General features: G+C 59.5%; 18 protein-coding genes. 12 read left to right on the top strand and 6 right to left on the bottom strand.

Going from position 1 to position 17,248, the window contains the following annotated elements:
- Positions 1 to 73: 73 nt before the first annotated feature.
- On the bottom strand, positions 74 to 319 hold the full coding sequence (locus EOD29_RS28270; RefSeq protein WP_127248578.1) for a hypothetical protein: 246 nt from the start codon (positions 317 to 319) through the stop codon (positions 74 to 76).
- Positions 320 to 412: 93 nt separating this feature from the next.
- The gene (locus EOD29_RS28275) at positions 413 to 715 is read right to left on the bottom strand and encodes a hypothetical protein (RefSeq protein ID WP_127248579.1); all 303 of its coding nucleotides are present in this window, start codon (positions 713 to 715) and stop codon (positions 413 to 415) included.
- A 204-nt stretch (positions 716 to 919) separates the two neighbouring features.
- Here EOD29_RS28275 and EOD29_RS28280 point away from each other — a divergent pair, with 204 nt between their 5' ends.
- From EOD29_RS28280 to EOD29_RS28315, 8 genes are all read left to right on the top strand, one after another.
- On the top strand, positions 920 to 2,077 hold the full coding sequence (locus EOD29_RS28280) for an AraC family transcriptional regulator (protein ID WP_245475462.1): 1,158 nt from the start codon (positions 920 to 922) through the stop codon (positions 2,075 to 2,077).
- Positions 2,078 to 2,724: 647 nt separating this feature from the next.
- Positions 2,725 to 3,339: a DNA ligase gene (locus tag EOD29_RS28285; RefSeq protein WP_127248580.1), complete on the top strand. Its 615-nt coding sequence runs from the start codon at positions 2,725 to 2,727 to the stop codon at positions 3,337 to 3,339.
- Positions 3,340 to 3,715: 376 nt separating this feature from the next.
- Complete coding sequence (locus EOD29_RS28290; RefSeq protein WP_127248609.1) at positions 3,716 to 5,365, top strand: EAL domain-containing protein; 1,650 nt, start codon at positions 3,716 to 3,718, stop codon at positions 5,363 to 5,365.
- 133 nt (positions 5,366 to 5,498) lie between these two features.
- Complete coding sequence (locus tag EOD29_RS28295) at positions 5,499 to 6,020, top strand: ubiquinone biosynthesis methyltransferase UbiE (RefSeq protein ID WP_095829875.1); 522 nt, start codon at positions 5,499 to 5,501, stop codon at positions 6,018 to 6,020.
- On the top strand, positions 6,017 to 7,195 hold the full coding sequence (locus tag EOD29_RS28300; RefSeq protein WP_127214214.1) for a class I SAM-dependent methyltransferase: 1,179 nt from the start codon (positions 6,017 to 6,019) through the stop codon (positions 7,193 to 7,195). The genes EOD29_RS28295 and EOD29_RS28300 overlap by 4 nt, the downstream gene beginning before the upstream one ends.
- Positions 7,192 to 9,558, top strand: coding sequence for a SpoIIE family protein phosphatase (locus EOD29_RS28305; protein WP_127248581.1), 2,367 nt, complete (start codon positions 7,192 to 7,194; stop codon positions 9,556 to 9,558). Before EOD29_RS28300 ends, EOD29_RS28305 begins: the two co-directional genes overlap by 4 nt.
- A gap of 1 nt (position 9,559) precedes the next feature.
- Complete coding sequence (locus tag EOD29_RS28310) at positions 9,560 to 10,120, top strand: ATP-binding protein (protein ID WP_170950193.1); 561 nt, start codon at positions 9,560 to 9,562, stop codon at positions 10,118 to 10,120.
- 17 nt (positions 10,121 to 10,137) lie between these two features.
- Entirely contained in the window at positions 10,138 to 10,476 is a 339-nt protein-coding gene (locus tag EOD29_RS28315; RefSeq protein WP_067000080.1) for a hypothetical protein, read from the top strand.
- A gap of 76 nt (positions 10,477 to 10,552) precedes the next feature.
- Here the strand turns inward: EOD29_RS28315 and radC are convergent, their stop codons facing one another.
- Together radC and EOD29_RS28325 are read right to left on the bottom strand one after the other, a co-directional pair.
- Positions 10,553 to 11,305 carry a DNA repair protein RadC gene (gene radC, locus EOD29_RS28320; RefSeq protein WP_127248582.1) on the bottom strand — a complete coding sequence of 251 codons (753 nt, stop codon included), beginning with the start codon at positions 11,303 to 11,305 and terminating at the stop codon, positions 10,553 to 10,555.
- Between the two features lie 163 nt (positions 11,306 to 11,468).
- Positions 11,469 to 12,392, bottom strand: coding sequence for a DMT family transporter (locus EOD29_RS28325; protein WP_127248583.1), 924 nt, complete (start codon positions 12,390 to 12,392; stop codon positions 11,469 to 11,471).
- Positions 12,393 to 12,982: 590 nt separating this feature from the next.
- Between EOD29_RS28325 and EOD29_RS28335 the strand changes: the two genes are divergently transcribed.
- Positions 12,983 to 13,912, top strand: a complete 930-nt coding sequence (locus EOD29_RS28335; protein WP_127248584.1) for a LysR family transcriptional regulator — start codon at positions 12,983 to 12,985, stop codon at positions 13,910 to 13,912.
- 53 nt (positions 13,913 to 13,965) lie between these two features.
- Here the strand turns inward: EOD29_RS28335 and map are convergent, their stop codons facing one another.
- Positions 13,966 to 14,793 carry a type I methionyl aminopeptidase gene (gene map / locus EOD29_RS28340; protein ID WP_067000098.1) on the bottom strand — a complete coding sequence of 276 codons (828 nt, stop codon included), beginning with the start codon at positions 14,791 to 14,793 and terminating at the stop codon, positions 13,966 to 13,968.
- A gap of 210 nt (positions 14,794 to 15,003) precedes the next feature.
- On the opposite strand from map, the gene EOD29_RS28345 reads away from it, so the two are divergent.
- Both EOD29_RS28345 and EOD29_RS28350 read left to right on the top strand, forming a co-directional pair.
- Positions 15,004 to 15,312: a hypothetical protein gene (locus EOD29_RS28345; protein ID WP_127248585.1), complete on the top strand. Its 309-nt coding sequence runs from the start codon at positions 15,004 to 15,006 to the stop codon at positions 15,310 to 15,312.
- A 186-nt stretch (positions 15,313 to 15,498) separates the two neighbouring features.
- Entirely contained in the window at positions 15,499 to 15,804 is a 306-nt protein-coding gene (locus EOD29_RS28350) for a DUF982 domain-containing protein (RefSeq protein WP_095779214.1), read from the top strand.
- 4 nt (positions 15,805 to 15,808) lie between these two features.
- Here EOD29_RS28350 and EOD29_RS28355 read toward each other — a convergent pair whose 3' ends face one another.
- Positions 15,809 to 16,495 (bottom strand): aspartyl/asparaginyl beta-hydroxylase domain-containing protein, encoded by a 687-nt coding sequence (locus tag EOD29_RS28355; protein WP_127241771.1) that lies wholly within the window; start codon positions 16,493 to 16,495, stop codon positions 15,809 to 15,811.
- Positions 16,496 to 16,640: 145 nt separating this feature from the next.
- Here EOD29_RS28355 and EOD29_RS28360 point away from each other — a divergent pair, with 145 nt between their 5' ends.
- The gene (locus tag EOD29_RS28360) at positions 16,641 to 17,036 is read left to right on the top strand and encodes a hypothetical protein (RefSeq protein WP_127248586.1); all 396 of its coding nucleotides are present in this window, start codon (positions 16,641 to 16,643) and stop codon (positions 17,034 to 17,036) included.
- Positions 17,037 to 17,248: the final 212 nt, after the last annotated feature.

Below are 17,248 nucleotides of genomic sequence, written 5' to 3' on the forward strand. Positions count from 1 at the left end.
CGCGCCGGCCACTTCCTCGCCTTCATCCATCTCGCCGCAGCTATGTTATGGATGCGCTGAATGTCGATTCAGCCTAGTTAATTTTAGGCGTGCGGACGGCTGCCCTGGCCTTTTGCCGGCGAGATTTGACCGCCTCCAGCAGTTCGCGTTCGCTGGTGTGAGCATTTCGAAAGATGGCCACAACCAATACCGCTAGAATTTCGGCGTCCGGGTCCAAAGGATCGAGCTGTTCATCTGCGCAGACCTGATTGAACACGCGTTCGCAAACGGCCAGATCGAGAGGGCTAAGGCAGGTGCGATTGAAACGCCGACGCAGCATTTGAGCGAACCTTTCAGCGCCCGCCGCCCGTGCTTTGCGGCGGGGCCTTGTCACCGAGGCTTGAAAAGATGTTGTCCCCAGCTTCTAGTAACGTTACTCCATGCTCGGCGATTGTGTTGTCAATAATCCCAAAATCTGTGCGCAGTCCCGAGATCTATATTGGCCGGCCCGCATGAGCTGGTAATAGTCTTGCCGTTTGTTGTCGGGTATACGGAAGCCGCGTCGAAAGTCAGCCGCCTCTTTCGGGGCGCGAGTGCAGCCAAGTTTGCTGGCGCTGACTTTCAAACTCGCCAGTGAGCATCCGAGCTTTGCCGCAATGTCTTTTAATGGCTCGTTGTTGACATATCCATCAAGAATTATCTTGCGGCGAGCTTCTCCTTTGACTTTTTCATTCATTACCTGGTCTCCTCAACGTCGCTTTCACGATGTCGGAATCTATAGGCGCCGGTCTGAAGTGTGTCGTTAGCCTCGTATCCAGAAACTTATCTCGGGATGCATTTCTTATTGTAACCCAGCGTGATCGACGATGCGGTCCACAGGCTTGCCAGATCCCGGGATACACCACATGATTGCGGGGGCATGGGCATACCGGAATCGGATATGGCACCACGCGCGATGGACGCTAAGGAGCAAGACGAGGCGCATACCGGGCCTGTACCGGAGCGCGAGCGACGGCGTTGGCCTCGCGACGTTCAACCCGACAATGAGGCGGCTCGGCCAATCGCGCCGGCACTGGAACCGCTGTCCTTTTCAACGCTCGAACTGGCAGCAGAGGATCAATTCCCCGCTTGGCAAGCGCATGTGGCACCGCTTGTCGAGGTCAGGCTGCCGGATGACAAATCGCTGGACGACGGCTTCCCCGCAGCGCACAAGGCTTGGAATCTCGGCGGCATGCTGATCGTCGAACAGCGGACGCCGGCGCACAGTTACATCCGTTCCGCCGCAAAGCTTCGGTCCAGCTCGATCGATCATTGGTATGTCGTCTTGCCACATACCGGCCGGTCGTGGACGGAGGTCAATCGCCGCGTCGCGGAGGGCCAGCCGGGCAAACTTGAGATCAGGTCGCTAGGCTACCCGTTTCGCGGGAGGATGACCGAATCCGAAAGTCTCGTTCTATATTTGCCGCGTGATTTGTTCGCCGACGCGGCGGCAACCCTCGACGCAAACAACAACTCAATTCTTTCCGGCAATTTTGCAAACCTTTTGATCGACTATGTCGACGGCATGGTAACAAGACTGCGCAGCCTCACCGCTGACGACCTGCCTCGCATCGTACACGCAACCCGCAGCATGATCATTGCGTGCCTAGCGCCGCCGGCCGAACATGCGGCTGCGGCCGAACAACTGGCGAGTGTCGCGCTGATGGAGCGGGCCCGTCGATACGTCCAAAACAACCTGGAAGCGGCTCATCTGACGCCGGATTCAATGTGCCGGGCGCTCGGTGTTTCGCGATCTCGTCTCTACCAGCTGTTCGAACCGAGCGGTGGGGTGCTCCATTACATTCAAAGTCGCCGACTTCTAGCGGCCCATGTTGCGCTCAGCGATCCGGCGGACAGCCGGCGCATCGTTCAAATTGCGGAGGCCTTCGGGTTCAGTTCAGCGGCAAATTTCAGCCGGGCGTTCAGCAAGGAGTTCGGTTACAGCCCCCGCGAAGGGCGCAGGACGACGGTGTTGCCGCGCCCCGCCCACTCTGTTTCGCTTGGCGAGCACGAGAAGACCTCCTCGTTTGAAGGATGGCTCAAGGCACTTGGAAGCTGATCATAGCATCCGCGGCGGACGTTTCATCAGTATGCCCGGAGTGATACTGGATCCGGCGACAATCCTTGCCGGGCAAGCGATCCTTGGCTGGCGGTACCCCATTGGCAAAATCCCTGGCGAGAGATGCCGTGCCGATCGAGATATGTACGCCCGGATAAGTATCTGGATGCGCAGCTAACGACAGCGCGGCCATATTCGTAGATGTTCGCTGTGACTTAGCGGGGGCTCGGCACAGGCGGCAGGTTTCCAAGTTGGGGGGTATATCGCACCGCCTGTGCCGACCGCGCCGCCGCAAACCGTCAAAGGCGTAAGTGAGTTAGCGTGCCAAGGCCGAGGCGGCCGGTTGGTGTTCATTCCGCCGCAGAATGGCTTAGTGGGGGCTCGATGGCTTAGTGGGGGCTCGGCACAGGGCGGCAGATGTCCAAGTTGGGGGACATCGGATCGCCTGTGCCGCTCGCGCTACCGCTATCCGTCGAAGGTGTGGCGTAATTGAGTAAGCGTGCCAATGGCCGGGGGGCGGCTGGCCGGTGTTCATTCCGTCGCAGAATGGCTTAGTGGGGGCAAGGCACAGGCGGCAGGTGTCCAAATGGATACCAGATCGCCGGTGCCGCTCGCGCCACCGCTATCCGGCAAAGATGGTGGCGTAGTTGAGTCATCGTGACAAGGTCGACGACGAACGGCTGGAGTTCATTCCGCCGCAGATACCAACTCTTGTCGAGCGGCCGCCCGAAGATGAAGGGTGGGTCCACGAGGCCAAATTCGACGGCTACCGCACGCAAATCATCATTGATAAGAACGGCGCGCGTCTTTACAACAAGAACGGGCGCGACTGGACGACTAAATACTGGCCCATCGCGCTAGCTGTCGACCTGCCATGCCGGGCTGCCATTCTCGACGGCGAGGTGATTGTCTCAGGCGGGCGTGGCTCGCCCGGTTCTCCTGAGCTGGAAGCCGCGATCTGGAACGAGCCGAGCCGGCTGGTGTTCGTCGCTTTCGACATCCTCCATCTCGACGGTCGCAATCTTATTCCCTTACCCCTGCTGCAACGCAAGCAAGCGCTGTGGCGACTGGTTGAGCCTGGCCTCGGCAAGATCCAATACAGCGAGCATTTTGAGGGCGACGCGCTCGCGATCTTTCGCGCCACCGAGAAAACCGAGCTCGACGGCGTCATCTCGAAACGCGCCGATAGCCCCTACCAGAGCGGACCGTCGAAAACGTGGCTGAAAACCAAATTTTTGAGAAAGCCGATCTCGAAACACTAGGTCTGTGATCGAGCCCAGGCCGCGAATTCCGCTCTGTCCTGTGGATCGCAATATTTCGAATCACGCCGGGCGCGACGCCGATTATCTGTCGATTCGCGATTTATTAACAATGAATGAACGTCCATCGTGGAATAACCTGCCCGCCAATCACAGCGGAGGATCCATTGCAATTACAGCGCATGCACCGCTTGTTGAAATAGCGAGTTGAAAGTTTGCCAAGCTTGTTACTTATGCTATTTCTAAACTGGGGGACGCTAATTTTCACCGCCTACGGAGGTGGCTTTTGCGTTCAGAGGCATCAGGCGTCGGCACGCAGAATGAGGAGTCGTCCTCAAGCGATGGTTCACGTGCCGGCGAAGCGCTTCTCGCTAACCTGTTGGCGAATACGACCGAACTTCTATCGTTCTATGATAGCGACTTCCGCCTAACTCACTACGCCGCCAGGCTTAAACGTCTGTACGGAGGTGCGGTTGTGCCAGGCGCAGCCATTTGGGGGATCTATCCAAGCTTCCTCGATACGAGGTGCCGCGACGAATTTCTTCGGGTGTTCCAGGGCGGCTCTGCGGCAAGCATTGACCTGCCGCGATCATCGGGCGAAGCGCCCCGCTCCGTTTTCGTCTTCGGCACTGCAGATGGTGTGGGAATCATCGAATCCCGGGAGCAGGGGGAGCGCAGCGCGGCGCAGGAGCAGGAGCATATGATTCTGCTCCATCAAGCGACGCACGACGTGCTGACCGGACTGCAGAATCGGCGGCGATTCGGCGAGCGGCTGCAGCAAGCGCTGGCGGCCATCGGCGGATCTCAGCCAAAAGCCGCCCTGCTGCAAATCGATCTTGACGATTTCAAAGCGGTCAACGACACGCTCGGCCATGGGGCAGGCGACACGCTTCTGCAACTCGCGGCAGGTCGAATCCGCGACGCGCTGGAGGACGGCGAATCTGCGTACCGGTATGCCGGCGACGAGTTCGCCGTCATCCAATTGGGCAAGGAGCAGCCCGCGGAAGCCGAGCGCCTCGCAACATCGCTGGTCAACTCGTTCAAGGACCCTTTCGTCATCAACGGCATTCCCGTCTTCGTCGGTTCAAGTATCGGAATCGCTTTCGGGCCGGAGCACGGGACCGATGGCGAGCAGCTGATGAAAGCCGCAGATATTGCTCTTTACGCAGCCAAGACGGATGGTCGCGGCTGCGCTCGAACGTTCAATCGCTCGATGCTGTTGTTGCTCGAGCAACGCGAAAATCTGAGGCGCAGCCTTCGAACCGCGCTGGAGCGGGGCGAGCTTTACCTGGACTATCAGCCGCTCATCAGGCCTCCTTCGTCGGTGATTGGTTTCGAAGCGCTGCTGCGGTGGCGGCACCCCGAGATAGGAATCATTCCGCCCGGCGTGTTCATTCCGATCGCCGAAGCCGACGGTCTGATGGACGAAATTGGACGATGGGTGCTCGAGCAAGCCTGTCGCCAGGCATTGGCGTGGCCTTCCGCGCTGACAGTCGCAGTCAACTTGTCGCCGGCTCAGTTCCTAAGCGGTTCGCTGACGGACACGGTCGCTCAGATCATCGACGCAGTTGGAATCCGGGCTGAAAGGCTTGAACTCGAGATAACCGAAACGGTTCTTCTTGAGAAGACTATCGACAATATAGATACATTGAATACGTTGAACGTCCTGGGAATACGAATCTCGCTCGACGATTTTGGAACATACTATTCGTCCTTGAGCTACCTTAAGAATTTTCCGTTTGATACCTTGAAGATAGATCAATACTTCATCGCGGACCTGGAGACGGATCTGAAGAGTCAAACGATTGTGCGATCGATCATAAGTCTGGCGCACGGCCTGGGAATAAGCGTCACCGCCGAGGGGGTCGAGACGTCGGCGCAGGCACGGTGGCTGATCAAGGAAAATTGCGATTACCTGCAAGGCAATTTCATGGGACGGCCGCTCGGATCCGAGGCAACCGGCGATTTCATCAGGCGGTCGCCGCCGAACGGGCTGGTAGCGATGGAGGAATCAAATCGGGCGCGCTAGCCACTTGCACCGTTTGTAAATCGGAGGGCTGTAAAAACGATCGAGCTAGATGCCGCGCAATGCGGGACTGGCTCATCACGGAGTTCATCGCGTCACCTGGGCTCAAATACGGATGGAATAGGAGAGGATGCGGATGGGATCTGTTCATCATGACCCGGTTGGCGAACCGACTTTTGAGCCGATGATCCAGATCGACATGGAAATCAAGACTTTTGTCTCCGCTTGGAAACACTGCGATTATGTCTCGACGTACATCGCCCGGATGATCAGTCAAAACAGATCAGACTCGGTGCGGCATTCGAATCTCTTTTCCTCTGCCTTCAACGAATTACTGGAAGTCGCCTTTCGTACCCGCCACGCCGACGGCGAACTGGCATGCAGGGTGTCTCGCTATGGCGCGACGGACAGGATCGAACTGACATTTCCCTGCATGCCGGAGGAGCGCCAATTCTACGAAGAAGCCGTTTCGCAAGTCGCGGGATTTGAGGCCAAGGAGCGATATCTCAATTCTGTGTCTGGGGATCTGGCGCCCAGCCGGGAGGTGGTACTCCTGGAACTGGCTGTCGACTACAACGCGGCACTCAGGGTCGAGGAAGCCGACGGCGATGCGATCACGCTCGTCGTGGATCTTCCGCTTGAGGGCCTGCAACATTGAGCCCTTACAACCTGCACGCGCGCTTCAAGGCGCAGTACGATGCGAACAACCAGGAGTTCTCAATATCTGGGGTGGTCCGGCCTCAGGCGATCGATGAGCTTGGGCCTAGCCTGGCATTGCTTCGCGATGCGATCGGCCGAGTGCGCGGCGTTCTCTACGTCAATGTCAGGCGCTTGGCGCAGATGAACAACGCTGCATTTTACGCCTTTTCGAGAATCATCATCGATGCCTGTCGCGCTCGACCCGATCTCAAATTTGTTGTCATCACGTCGAGCGTCGTCGGATGGACCTCGCGAAAATTCGGTCGGCTGAGCGGAATCGAACCGAACATCACGGTCGAGGAGTATGACAGCGAATTCTATCCAGGGCAGGGCTTCCTCGAGGAAGGCGGGTTCGTTCCAATCCTGCGCACGCAGACAAAGATGACCTGGCGCCACGAGCGTGCAATCCTGCCGCGACATGGCATGAGACCCGGGATCGTTATGGCCGACATCTGTTGCGGGATCGGCGATTTCGCCGTGCTCGTGCAGAAAGAGTTCCAGCCGTCGCGGATTGTCGCCCTCGACCACTCCATATCAAGCCTGGACTACGCCCGACGCGTGATGCGGGAGTTCGATATCCGGGGCATCGAATATACTTATGGCGATGCCTCGGAAATGCTGCTCGACGAGGAGCAGTTCGACTTGGTCACCTGCCGACATTCGCTTCAAATCTTCAATCGACCGGAACTCATCCTCAAGGAACTCTACCGCATATGCAAGCCAGGCGGGCGGGTCTACATCACCAACGAGAAGAATTCGCATTGCCTCGGCGAGCCGCGCGCCGAAAGCATCCGTTGGACATACAATGAAGTGGCGAAGCTGTTCGCGCATTTCGAAATGGACGTCGAGCTCGGGCCCAAGAGTCGGCGATATCTGATCGAAGCCGGATTCGACGACATACGTGTCGAGACCTTCACCGTCACCAACTTGGACGGAGATCCGCAGGACTTCGCCGATGTCATTGTCGCCTGGGCCGATGTCTATGCCGGCGAGATGGCCATCAAACGCGGCGACGGGCCGGAGTTCGTTGCACGGTTCCGGCAGGGTTTCCAGGATCACATATTCGCTGCGCTACACCCCAAGGGTTATGCGGGTTGGCCGATCTGGGTCGCATCGGGGCGAAGGCCGCAATGAAAGCCGACGATCAGCCTACACCGCGCTTCGGCCTGCGCTCCTTCCGGGCGAAATTCGTCTTGGTCGTCGGCGGCGCCGTGTTGTTCGACCTCTTGCTGAGCGGTGGCCTTGCGCTCTGGAACGTTCAAAAGCTGTCGCGCGACGCCACGTCGGAAGTCGGTGAGGGCCTGACCACCGCAAACCAGGAATACATTCGCTCCTATGCCGACTCGACAGCGTTAAGCGTCGACCTCCTGCTCGATCGAGTTCATGGGGACGTGAAGGCGCTGGCCGGCGTTCTGCAGGCCCAGACCGACCATCCGAGCCGGCAGCGACAGGTCGGAGCAACCCTTTCGCAGGAGGCACCCGGCTCGGTGAAGGTCGTCTATGACGCGAAGGGCGATTGGGCGCAGAACCTGCCGGGCGCGCCTTCCGTGATTAGCGTCTGGGGCTACCTGCTGGGCGCCGACCACACGCCGTTGCCGAGCGTTGAGCAGGAAATCGAAGACAGTACCGTTCTGGATCTCGTCGCGCCGACCCTTATGGCCAGCGGATCGCCAAAACTGCAGATGTACTATATTGGTCCGAAGGAACGGCCGATCTTCAGGACGGTACCGTATACGGACCAGGCACAGACCTTCGACCGGCTCTATCCAGGCCACAACAAGGCGGAGTTCTGGGAGTTCTTCTTTCCGGGGATCTATGGGTCATGGCAGCAATGGGCAAAGGATCCAGCCTCACGTCCAGTCCCCGACGATATCACTCAGACAGCGCCCTACACCGATGCGATCACGGGAAAGCTGATCGTCAGTTTTTTCCACCCGCTGTGGACGCGCGACCGTACCGGTATCGCCGGTGTAGCGGGTGCAGACATCACTCTCGATCAACTCGCGGAAGTCGTCGAGCGCGTCAAGATCGCCGAAACCGGGTTCGGCTTCCTCACCATGTCGACCGGCAATGTAGTGGCGATCAATCCATCGGGCGAGGCGATCATCGGCCTGACTTCATCCAACGATGCGGGCACGCAGGGCGTCACCGGCCTGGAGAGGTCCCTGCGGGGAAGCACGCAGCCGGCCATCGCGTCGCTGCCGCTCGACCAGAACAATGACGGTGTCATTCAGCATATCATGCTCGACAACAAGGGCGAACACGTACCCTACATAGTTGTCCTCAAAAGATTGAAGCCGACCAATCTGTGGAGCTCGGGACCGATCAAGTCTGAAACGATGTCGGTCGGAATCGTCGTTCCAGAACGCGAAATCTATGCGTCCCTGGTCGCCGCGCAAAAGAGTATTTCTCGCGCGACCAATCGTATTCTGCTCTTTCAGGTCGCCGCCATCGTCGTTTCGCTTCTGATTGTATTTGCGGCAGTGCTCGGCATCTCGAAGCGGATCACGGCCGGCCTCAGGGCGCTTGCCAGCGCCGCCCAGAGGCTACAGTCCAAAGACTATTCGGTCCGTGTTCGCGTTCCAACGCGCGACGAGGTTGGAGCGGTCGGGGTCGCCTTCAACCGCATGGCCGAGCAGATCAGCTTTCACACGGAAAACCTCGAGCAACTCGTCGACGAACGCACCAGGGAACTCGGCGACGCAAATCAGGAGATTTCCGCGCTCAACGAAAAGCTGCGGGACGAGAACGTCCGTCTCGGCGCCGAACTCGCGGTCGCCAGGCAAATCCAGATGATGGTCCTGCCGAAACCGTTCGAACTCGAAGCGATTCCGGGGCTGGAGATCGCGGCCTACATGCGGCCGGCCGACGAGGTGGGCGGGGACTACTACGACGTCCTCCAGAACGGATCACGGGTCAAGATAGGCATCGGCGACGTGACCGGTCATGGTCTCGAGAGCGGCGTGCTGATGCTGATGGTCCAATCCGTTGCACGCGCGCTGCAGGAGGCCAACGAAGGCGATCCGCATCAGTTTCTGGTTCGTCTGAACAGGGCCATCTACAAGAACATCGAGCGGACGAACACCGACAAGCATCTCTCGCTGGCCTTTCTTGACTTTGAGGACGGGCGGGTAACGCTATCCGGCCAGCACGAGGACATTCTCGTCGTGCGTGCGGATGGGGACGTCGAACGTATCGACACGCTTGATCTGGGTCTGCCCGTTGGCCTGGAGAACGACATCTCGCAGTTTGTTGACACGCGAGACATCGTGTTCGGGAGCGGCGACGTAATCGTGTTGCACACCGACGGTGTGACCGAGGCGGAAGATGAAGACAGAAGACTGTTCGGGTTCGATCGCCTCTGCAAGAGCGTGCAAAAGCGCCATGGCAGGAGCGCCGAGGACATCAAGACCGGGATCATCGAGGATTTGATGGCTCATATCGGAATCCAGAAGATCCACGACGACATCACACTCGTGATCATAAGGCATACGTAGGATGACAGCGCTGTTCGGTACGCCTGACATTGCAATAGGGATGAAGGGGAGCGTCAGTCGCGTGCGGCTGTTCGACGGACCTCTCGACTTGAGTTGGCGTCATTGCGCCACGACCTCGGACTTCATTGCCGATCTTTTCGCGTTGCGCTTTCAGTCGTCGCGCAATGACTACATGGAGGTGCGGCATAGCATCGGATATCTGGTCAACGAACTCATCGAAAACGCCGTCAAGTTCCGCGCACCAGGCGAAATCGTGGTTGAGGCGTCGATGGATTCCGAGTGCTTCAAGCTCAAGGTGTCGAATGACGTCGATGGTGAAATCGCGTCCGAGTTCCAAAGCCTGCTGGCGGACATCACGGTTGGCGACCCAAAGGACCTGCTGATACAGCGGATTGAGGCGAATGCCGCGAACCCCGACGTGGGGAGCTCCGGGCTTGGATTGCTGACGTTGATGAGCGACTATGGCGCACGTCTGGCCTGGATATTCAGCCCGGCCGATGAAAACGACCGTATTTGCCTGGAAACATATGCCTCCATTCCGATCTCGCAAACTCACAACTAGATGAAACGAAGCCAGATATGGAAATCAAGACAGACGACTACCGCGTGTGGACTGAGGGAAGCGATATCTTTTTCGACGGTGCAATGCGGCTTGCCAGTTCCGAGGCGGGTGCGCCGATCACGGCTTTGGCGACCAGTGTTCTTGCCTCAAATCCCGCTTCCATCACACTCAATTTGAAGGACCTTCACTTTCTCAACTCTTCCGGCATCAACCTGCTGGCGAAATTTACCATCGAGGTGCGCAAGCATCCCGATGTTCGACTTGTCGTGCGCGGAACGCCCGACATACCCTGGCAATCGAAATCACTGCCGAACCTGAAGAAGCTGCATCCCGCTCTGGTGCTTTTGATGAACTAACGTCAACGCGTCTCGATCGAGCCATTGCCCGCGAGGTGCCCGCCGTCGGATGATTTCCAGCTGATATTCGGGACTGTCAGATCAGCAGCAGGCCCTTCATCGAGGCATTGCCCTTGCGGCCGATGATGATGTGGTCGTGAACGGCGATGCCGAGCGGCTTGGCCGTGTCGATGATCTGCTTGGTCATGTCGATGTCGGCGCGCGAGGGCGTCGGGTCGCCGGACGGATGGTTATGCACCAGAATGATCGCGCTGGCGGAAAGTTCGAGCGCGCGCTTGACCACCTCGCGCGGATAGACAGGCGTATGGTCGACCGTGCCGGTCTGCTGCACCTCGTCGGCGATCAGCCCGTTCTTCTTGTCGAGGAAGAGAATGCGGAACTGCTCGCGGGCCTCGAAGGCCATGGCCGAGCGGCAATAATCGAGAAGCTGCGTCCAGTTCGACAGAACCTCGCGGCCGCGCACTTCGCCGCGCGCCATGCGCTGCGCCGTGGCGGCGATGACCTTGAGATCGGTCGCCACCGTCGGCCCGATGCCCTTCACTTCCTCGAGCAGGGCCGCCGGCGCGCCGAGCACTTCGGCAAGCGAACCAAAGCGCGCGATCAGCGCCTTGGCGATCGGCTTGGTGTCGACGCGCGGGATCAGCCGGAAGAGAAGCAGCTCAAGCAGTTCATAGTCGGGCAGGGCGTCCGGACCGCCGGCCAAGAAGCGTTCGCGCAGACGATCACGATGGCCGTGGTAGTGCGGCTTCTCAACAGGCGCCACCTCTTTCTTCGGCGGCTCTACCCAGGCTTCAGAGAAAAACGCCCGCTCGTCCTCGACTTTTCCCATCGCCCGCCCACATCGCTGATCGAAAGAAGACCTTTGCCAGAGACTAAAGCATGATTCTGAAACGCGAAACGGTTCTCGATCATTTCAAGAAAGTAGCCGGGAGCGTTGCTGGGACATATCAAGACGCCGTGACGATGAGGGCTGCATCGCCTATTGGCGAACGTTAAACATGAGCACCCTCGGCAGCCTGCTTCTTCACTGTTCTTGCCCCGCTGACCGAAACAGCGATGCCGAGGACGACAAGGGCGGTTCCGAGAATGTGGATCGTCGTGATGGTCTCACCGAGAAGAAGAAACGAGAGCGCGAGTGCCGCGACCGGCAGCACTGCCATGAACACGCCAGCCTCTCCGCCGCTGGCGCGCGCGGCTCCTGAATACCAGAGCCAGAAGCCGATCACGGTGGGAAAAATGCTGATATAGACTGTCGCCAATAGGGCGGCAGGTGCTGCTGCAACGGTGCTAAACGCGACAAGGGCAGCGGCGAGCGGCAAGGTCAGCACCAGTGAAATGCTGCTCATCAGCGCCGCGAGATAGAGCGGCGCCAGCGGCTTGCTGATTCTCTTGTTCAGGATAGCAAACAGTGCTTCGCCGGAAACAGCGAGGACCACCAGCAGGTTACCCGCCAGCAGCTTCAGATCGAGGCCAAAGCCCTTGGCAGAGGCGACATTGACAAGAAGTGCGCCTGCCGTGACAGCGCCGATGGCGATCCATAGCTTGGCGCCAAGCCTCTCCTTCAAGGCCAGCGTTGCAACGAGGGCAGCCAATACAGGCAAAAGGCCGTGGATGACACTGGCATTGGCACTCGTCGTCAAGGTCAAGGCGAGGATCATTAGAATGCTATAGCCGGCGCTGCCCGCGGCCGCCTGAATCATCACTATCATATATTCCTTTGCCAAGAGCCGCGACCGCGGCGTGCTTGTCAGGAAGACGAGTCCCCAGAGGATCGGCGTCGAAATCAGGAAACGCAGGGGAACGGCGAGGAAAGGGTGCATGCCGCCGGCAATGATTTTCGAGGCCACCACGCCGGATCCGACCAGCGTCATGGCTATGGTCATGAGGGCGCCTGCAATGATGCGTTGCGAATCCATGTGTTAGCCTACGGTATAGGGGGCGCGCGAACGCGCCTCCTTCAGCGCAAGAGCCCACCACTTGAGTTGGTGGAGCATGGTTTTGACAGCGCCGGAGCTGCGCTTCGGATCGAGCGGGCCCGCACCATCGGCAAAATGCTCCCACACCCCGTGAAAGCTTACTGCGTCCCGGACGGTGACGGCGTGGAGCTCGGCAAATACCTGCCGTAGCCTGGTCGATAGCGTGCTTAAGATGACCGGGCATGCTGTGATTGTATTCGGGGGTGACGACAACGAAGGCGTCTGCCTTGGCGAGCTTACTCGTGAATGCCTTCATCGCCGGTGTCGGCTCCGCCAAGTGCCGGCTGGGCAGATCAATGTCTGCAACATCGATGAGGGAAAGCTCGAAATCGTCCAGTCTCTGCGCCTCCTGGGCAAACCAGTTTCCGACCTTGTCGCCATAGCGTCGTTCCCGCGTGCTGCCGATCAGCGCTGCGAGCTTGAGCCGTTCAGTCACTTCGCTCTCCTGTCTCAGGTCAGGAAGTGATGACACACCGGGGCGATCGATGGGATTGCTAAAAGTTGGCGCTTTCTGATCTAATTGATCGATCATGCTCGACGCGCTTACTCTCGATCAGATGCGGATGTTCCTGGCCGTGGCGGACGCGGGTAGCTTTCGCCTGGCCTCCATGCGGCTCGGTCGCGCGCAGTCGGCGGTAAGCCACGCGATTGCCAATCTGGAGACCGAACTCAAGACGGTCCTGTTCGACCGGTCGACTCGTCGGCCGACCTTGACCTCGGACGGACGGGCCCTGCTGGACGACTGTCGCTCGCTGGTTCTACGCGCCGATCTGCTGCGCGCGAAGGCGCAGGGTATGGGCAGCGGCATTGAAATCGAGCTTGCGCTGATGGTGGACACGCTTGTTCCATTGCCGGCCGTCGGCAGGGCTCTTGAAGCCCTCCACGCCACCTATCCGACGGTTGGCGTCCGGTTGCAGATAGGTACCCTTGGGGAACCGATCGATTGCCTCCTGCAAGGCACGGTCGACCTCGCAATAACGGTGGGCGAAGACCTGCGCGATCCGCGCCTGGAATTCGATTCCCTCGCGCCGCTGTCGATGGCGGCGGTCGTCGGTGCTGGGCACGCTCTGGCCTTGATAGCGAAGAAAGGCCGGGTGAGTACGCCAGAGCTGGCCGATCACATCCAGATCGTCCTGATGGACCCTTCTCCTCGCTCCCATGGCCGCGACTATGGCGTGCTCTCCCAGCGCAAGTGGCGGGTGGGTAGCCAAGAGGCGAAACTGGCGTTGATCAGAGCAGGCATCGGTTGGGGGCGGCTTCCACTTTGGTTGATCGAGCAGGATCTTGTCGAAGAGCGGCTCGTGCAGCTTTCAGCCGCTGCGCTTGGTGAAAATGGGACGACGAAGAGCTGGATCTATCTTGCCCGACGGCTCGACAAACCCTTGTTGCCGGCAGCCATGTGCCTCAGGTCCGCACTTCTGACCGGAGCCGGGCTTGGTGATGTTGCCGGGCTTCGATAGCCTAGGTGGCCTTGCCAAATAGGGAATCCTGCCGATGCCGTGCCTGCGGCAGACTAATCCGGCAAGCCGGGGCGGTCGAGCTTCTTTGGCGACAGCGTGAAGATCTCGCAGCCGCTATCGGTGACGCCGATCGTATGCTCGTACTGTGCCGACAGTGAACGGTCGCGCGTCACCGCCGTCCAGCCGTCAGAGAGCACCTTCACATGCGGGCGGCCGAGATTGATCATAGGTTCGACGGTGAAGATCATGCCGGGCCGCATCTCGACGCCTTCGCCGGCGGTGCCGTAATGCAGGATGTTCGGCGCGTCATGGAAAAGCTGGCCGACGCCGTGGCCACAGAAGTCGCGCACCACCGAGCAGCGCTCGGCCTCGGCATAGGTTTGGATAGCGGCGCCGATCGCGCCGGTGCGAGCGCCCGGCCTGATTGCGGCGATGCCGCGCATCAGGCATTCGTAAGTCACCTCGAGCAGGCGCTCGGCGGCGCGCTTGATCGTGCCGACCGGATACATGCGCGAGGAATCGCCGTGCCAGCCGTCGAGGATGTAGGTGACGTCGATGTTGACGATGTCGCCGTCCTTGAGCGGCTTGTTGTCGGGAATGCCGTGGCAGACCACGTGATTGATCGAAGTGCAGGACGATTTGGTGTAGCCGCGATAGTTGAGCGTGGCCGGCAACGCGCCGTGATCCATGCCGAACTCGAAGACGAAACGGTCGATGGTCTCGGTGGTGACGCCGGGCTTCACCATCGACACAAGCTCGTCGAGACAGCGCGCGGTGAGATCGCAGGCCTTGCGCATGCCCGCGAACCCTTCCTCGCCATAGAGGCGGATCTGGCCGGTGTTTCTCAAGGGGGCCGTTGCGGCGTCGAGATAGGTAACCATTCTTGTCCGTTCGCGGGTTGGCTCCTGACGCGAGCCGGTGCGGAAATTTTCTTCAGATTTGGCACTGGAAGCCGCAAGGTTCAAGGACGAAGTGCCTGCAACCGGTTTGCCGAGGGAATAATCGCTGGGCGGGCGCATCTGGGTGTCGCGAAGCTTTCCTTGCACCATCCCTTGAGGTAGCCGGGTCAGGATTCAGGAGATTTACGCCCGTTGACGGCACCGGAACGCGCAAGATCGACGCTGCTGCCAAGCAGGACCGCGTGCTCGGCCCTGATGGCGCTGCTTGCGCTTGCGCTGGTGAGCTTCGCCCAGGCCGAGGTCTCCGCCTCGACAGCGTCTGCCCCGGGCGGCGCCGGCATCAGCGCGATGCGGCAGGGCGAAACGCTTGCCTGGCTGAGGATCGCCGGCAAGGCGCAGGCCCTCGTGCTCTGCGTCGTCTTCGCAGTGCCGTCCGCCTATCTGCTGATGGCGGTCTCGCGCATGGCCTACGAGGCGGAGAGGGAGCCGGCGAACCAGTAGACGCAACCTCGACAGGGCGATGCCGGTTGCATCGCCCGGTCGAACGATGTGGCCAGGGCGCCGATCTGCCGCGGCAGTCGCCGGGCCCGCACCGCACTGAGGTCACATTCCTGCGTCAAAAACCGGTCAAAGAACTTTTCAGAACGAACGGCGTTGCTCCGACTTCGCCAGTTCGGGAGACAGGGAATGGACAGACTGCAATTCGAGGTGCCGGTGCGCATCACGCCCGCGCCCGGCCTGCCGGTCGAGGAAATCTACAGCGTCGAGCAGGCGCTCGATTTCCTGCAGAACTGGCCGAAGCGCCGGCAGGGCAAGGTTTATGACGCCGCGTTTAACGCCTGCTTCGGCGCGACAGTCGATGTGGCAAGCGCCGAGGAAGCGTGCCGGGCCTTCATGGCCTTCTGCCGCGTCAGCGGTTTGCTCGCAAGGGACATGATGTTGCCGCTGAAGCGCGGCGGCAGCGCAAGAGGGTTTCGCGAAGCGAGAGCGTGACGCTTTAACCGGCGAAAGATACCCCTCTGTAGTGCATTCCCACCTGCACGCCGCGAACGATCAACCTGGACAGGATCTCCATGTCCAGCGGCATATCCGGGCGCCACACATCAAGCAACAAGGCGATACGCGCCTGATCGGCGCTGTTCATGACCTCGTGCTCGAAAGTGTCGTCCCACAGCAGGCATTCGCCGTCGGCGATCCGCTTTTCCTGATGGTTGATCATCATGATCGTTGCCGGGCGGCCGTCCGCCAGTTTCGGAATGACAAGGCCGAGATGAAACCTCATGATGCCGCGAAAGGGGCCGCGGTGGGGCGGGATGTGCTTGCGCGGCGCCAGGAATGAAACAGCCGCCGATTTGACCTCGGGGCATTCCGACAGCAACCGGCTGAGGGTAGGCATCTTCCCAAGGTTTTCCGGGATCGTCATGTCGTAGGCCTTGAGCACGAACATGCGCCAATCGAGGCCGTCATTGGCCGAAATCTCGGCCTGTTCCGGCATGATGTCGTGAAAACGCGGAACCCGGTTCAACTGCACCGACAGCGCTTCATCGCGAATACTCTGCCAGACGGCTGCGAACTTCGTCGCGTTGGGAAAATGCGTGGAGGCATCAAGAATCGCCGGTGCATCTATGCGTTTTTCATAGATACGACGCACCAGATCGGTTCCAAGATCGTAGACGTTCGACATCGCATCGCCTCGACCATGTTATAATATAGTGCACGATTGCTTTCAGCTATGGGTCACGGAGATTTGTTCCGAGGCGTCAGGCAGAGGTTCGGTTTTGTATCACTGCGTCTTGGATGTCATCTGCGGGACCAGTCGTGACGCCTCGATGACTTCGGGCGTCGTGCTGTCGATCGTGCCGTCTCAACCGCCTGCGGCTGGTCGGCTGCATGCGCTGTCGTGCAACTCAGGACACTGGGGGCGATTGGGCCGCGACGGGCTGTGTCAAAAAAATTGCCAGAACGCACAAAGCCACGCCGGCAACTTGCCAGCGAGGCATTTGTTGGAACCCGATCGTCAATCAGTGGCGATCGTGTCCGCGGCCGCCGCTCTGGTGGCCGTTGTTTGCGGCACCCAGGCACTGGTTCCAGTAGCCATCGTGATTGCTGCAAGAAGTGATAATCTGCTGCTGAGCATAAGCCGCACCGGCCAAGCTGAAAACCGCGACAGTAGCCAGAATTGCATTACGAATGATGTTGGTCATTTGAGTTTCCCTTTGCTCTGATTTCCGGCAGTGCCGGTCGAGGCCGTTTTTGCAGCGATCATGTTTCGATCTGATGGTGTGCAATTTCGGCTTTGTTTCGAGGAGGCAACGGCACACGCTCCCTGTGCGTGGGATGCCTGGGACAACTCCGATCACCTCAAAACCTTCTGACCAGCTTGGTTGTGTGCGAGCGTTTCAGGGGCAACTGTTTGGTTACAGCCGGTGAGCTTGCG

Source organism: Mesorhizobium sp. M1A.T.Ca.IN.004.03.1.1 (genome assembly GCF_003997555.1).
GTDB lineage: Bacteria > Pseudomonadota > Alphaproteobacteria > Rhizobiales > Rhizobiaceae > Mesorhizobium.

Coding starts and splice junctions, on each gene's coding strand:
- EOD29_RS28270 (WP_127248578.1), bottom strand. CDS start 319: ATGCTGCGTCGGCGTTTCAATCGCACCTGCCTTAGCCCTCTCGATCTG.
- EOD29_RS28355 (WP_127241771.1), bottom strand. CDS start 16,495: ATGTCGAACGTCTACGATCTTGGAACCGATCTGGTGCGTCGTATCTAT.
- EOD29_RS28360 (WP_127248586.1), top strand. CDS start 16,641: ATGACTTCGGGCGTCGTGCTGTCGATCGTGCCGTCTCAACCGCCTGCG.
- EOD29_RS28280 (WP_245475462.1), top strand. CDS start 920: ATGGCACCACGCGCGATGGACGCTAAGGAGCAAGACGAGGCGCATACC.
- map (WP_067000098.1), bottom strand. CDS start 14,793: ATGGTTACCTATCTCGACGCCGCAACGGCCCCCTTGAGAAACACCGGC.
- radC (WP_127248582.1), bottom strand. CDS start 11,305: ATGGGAAAAGTCGAGGACGAGCGGGCGTTTTTCTCTGAAGCCTGGGTA.
- EOD29_RS28295 (WP_095829875.1), top strand. CDS start 5,499: ATGGGATCTGTTCATCATGACCCGGTTGGCGAACCGACTTTTGAGCCG.
- EOD29_RS28325 (WP_127248583.1), bottom strand. CDS start 12,392: ATGGATTCGCAACGCATCATTGCAGGCGCCCTCATGACCATAGCCATG.
- EOD29_RS28350 (WP_095779214.1), top strand. CDS start 15,499: ATGGACAGACTGCAATTCGAGGTGCCGGTGCGCATCACGCCCGCGCCC.
- EOD29_RS28315 (WP_067000080.1), top strand. CDS start 10,138: ATGGAAATCAAGACAGACGACTACCGCGTGTGGACTGAGGGAAGCGAT.
- EOD29_RS28305 (WP_127248581.1), top strand. CDS start 7,192: ATGAAAGCCGACGATCAGCCTACACCGCGCTTCGGCCTGCGCTCCTTC.
- EOD29_RS28335 (WP_127248584.1), top strand. CDS start 12,983: ATGCTCGACGCGCTTACTCTCGATCAGATGCGGATGTTCCTGGCCGTG.
- EOD29_RS28310 (WP_170950193.1), top strand. CDS start 9,560: ATGACAGCGCTGTTCGGTACGCCTGACATTGCAATAGGGATGAAGGGG.
- EOD29_RS28275 (WP_127248579.1), bottom strand. CDS start 715: ATGAATGAAAAAGTCAAAGGAGAAGCTCGCCGCAAGATAATTCTTGAT.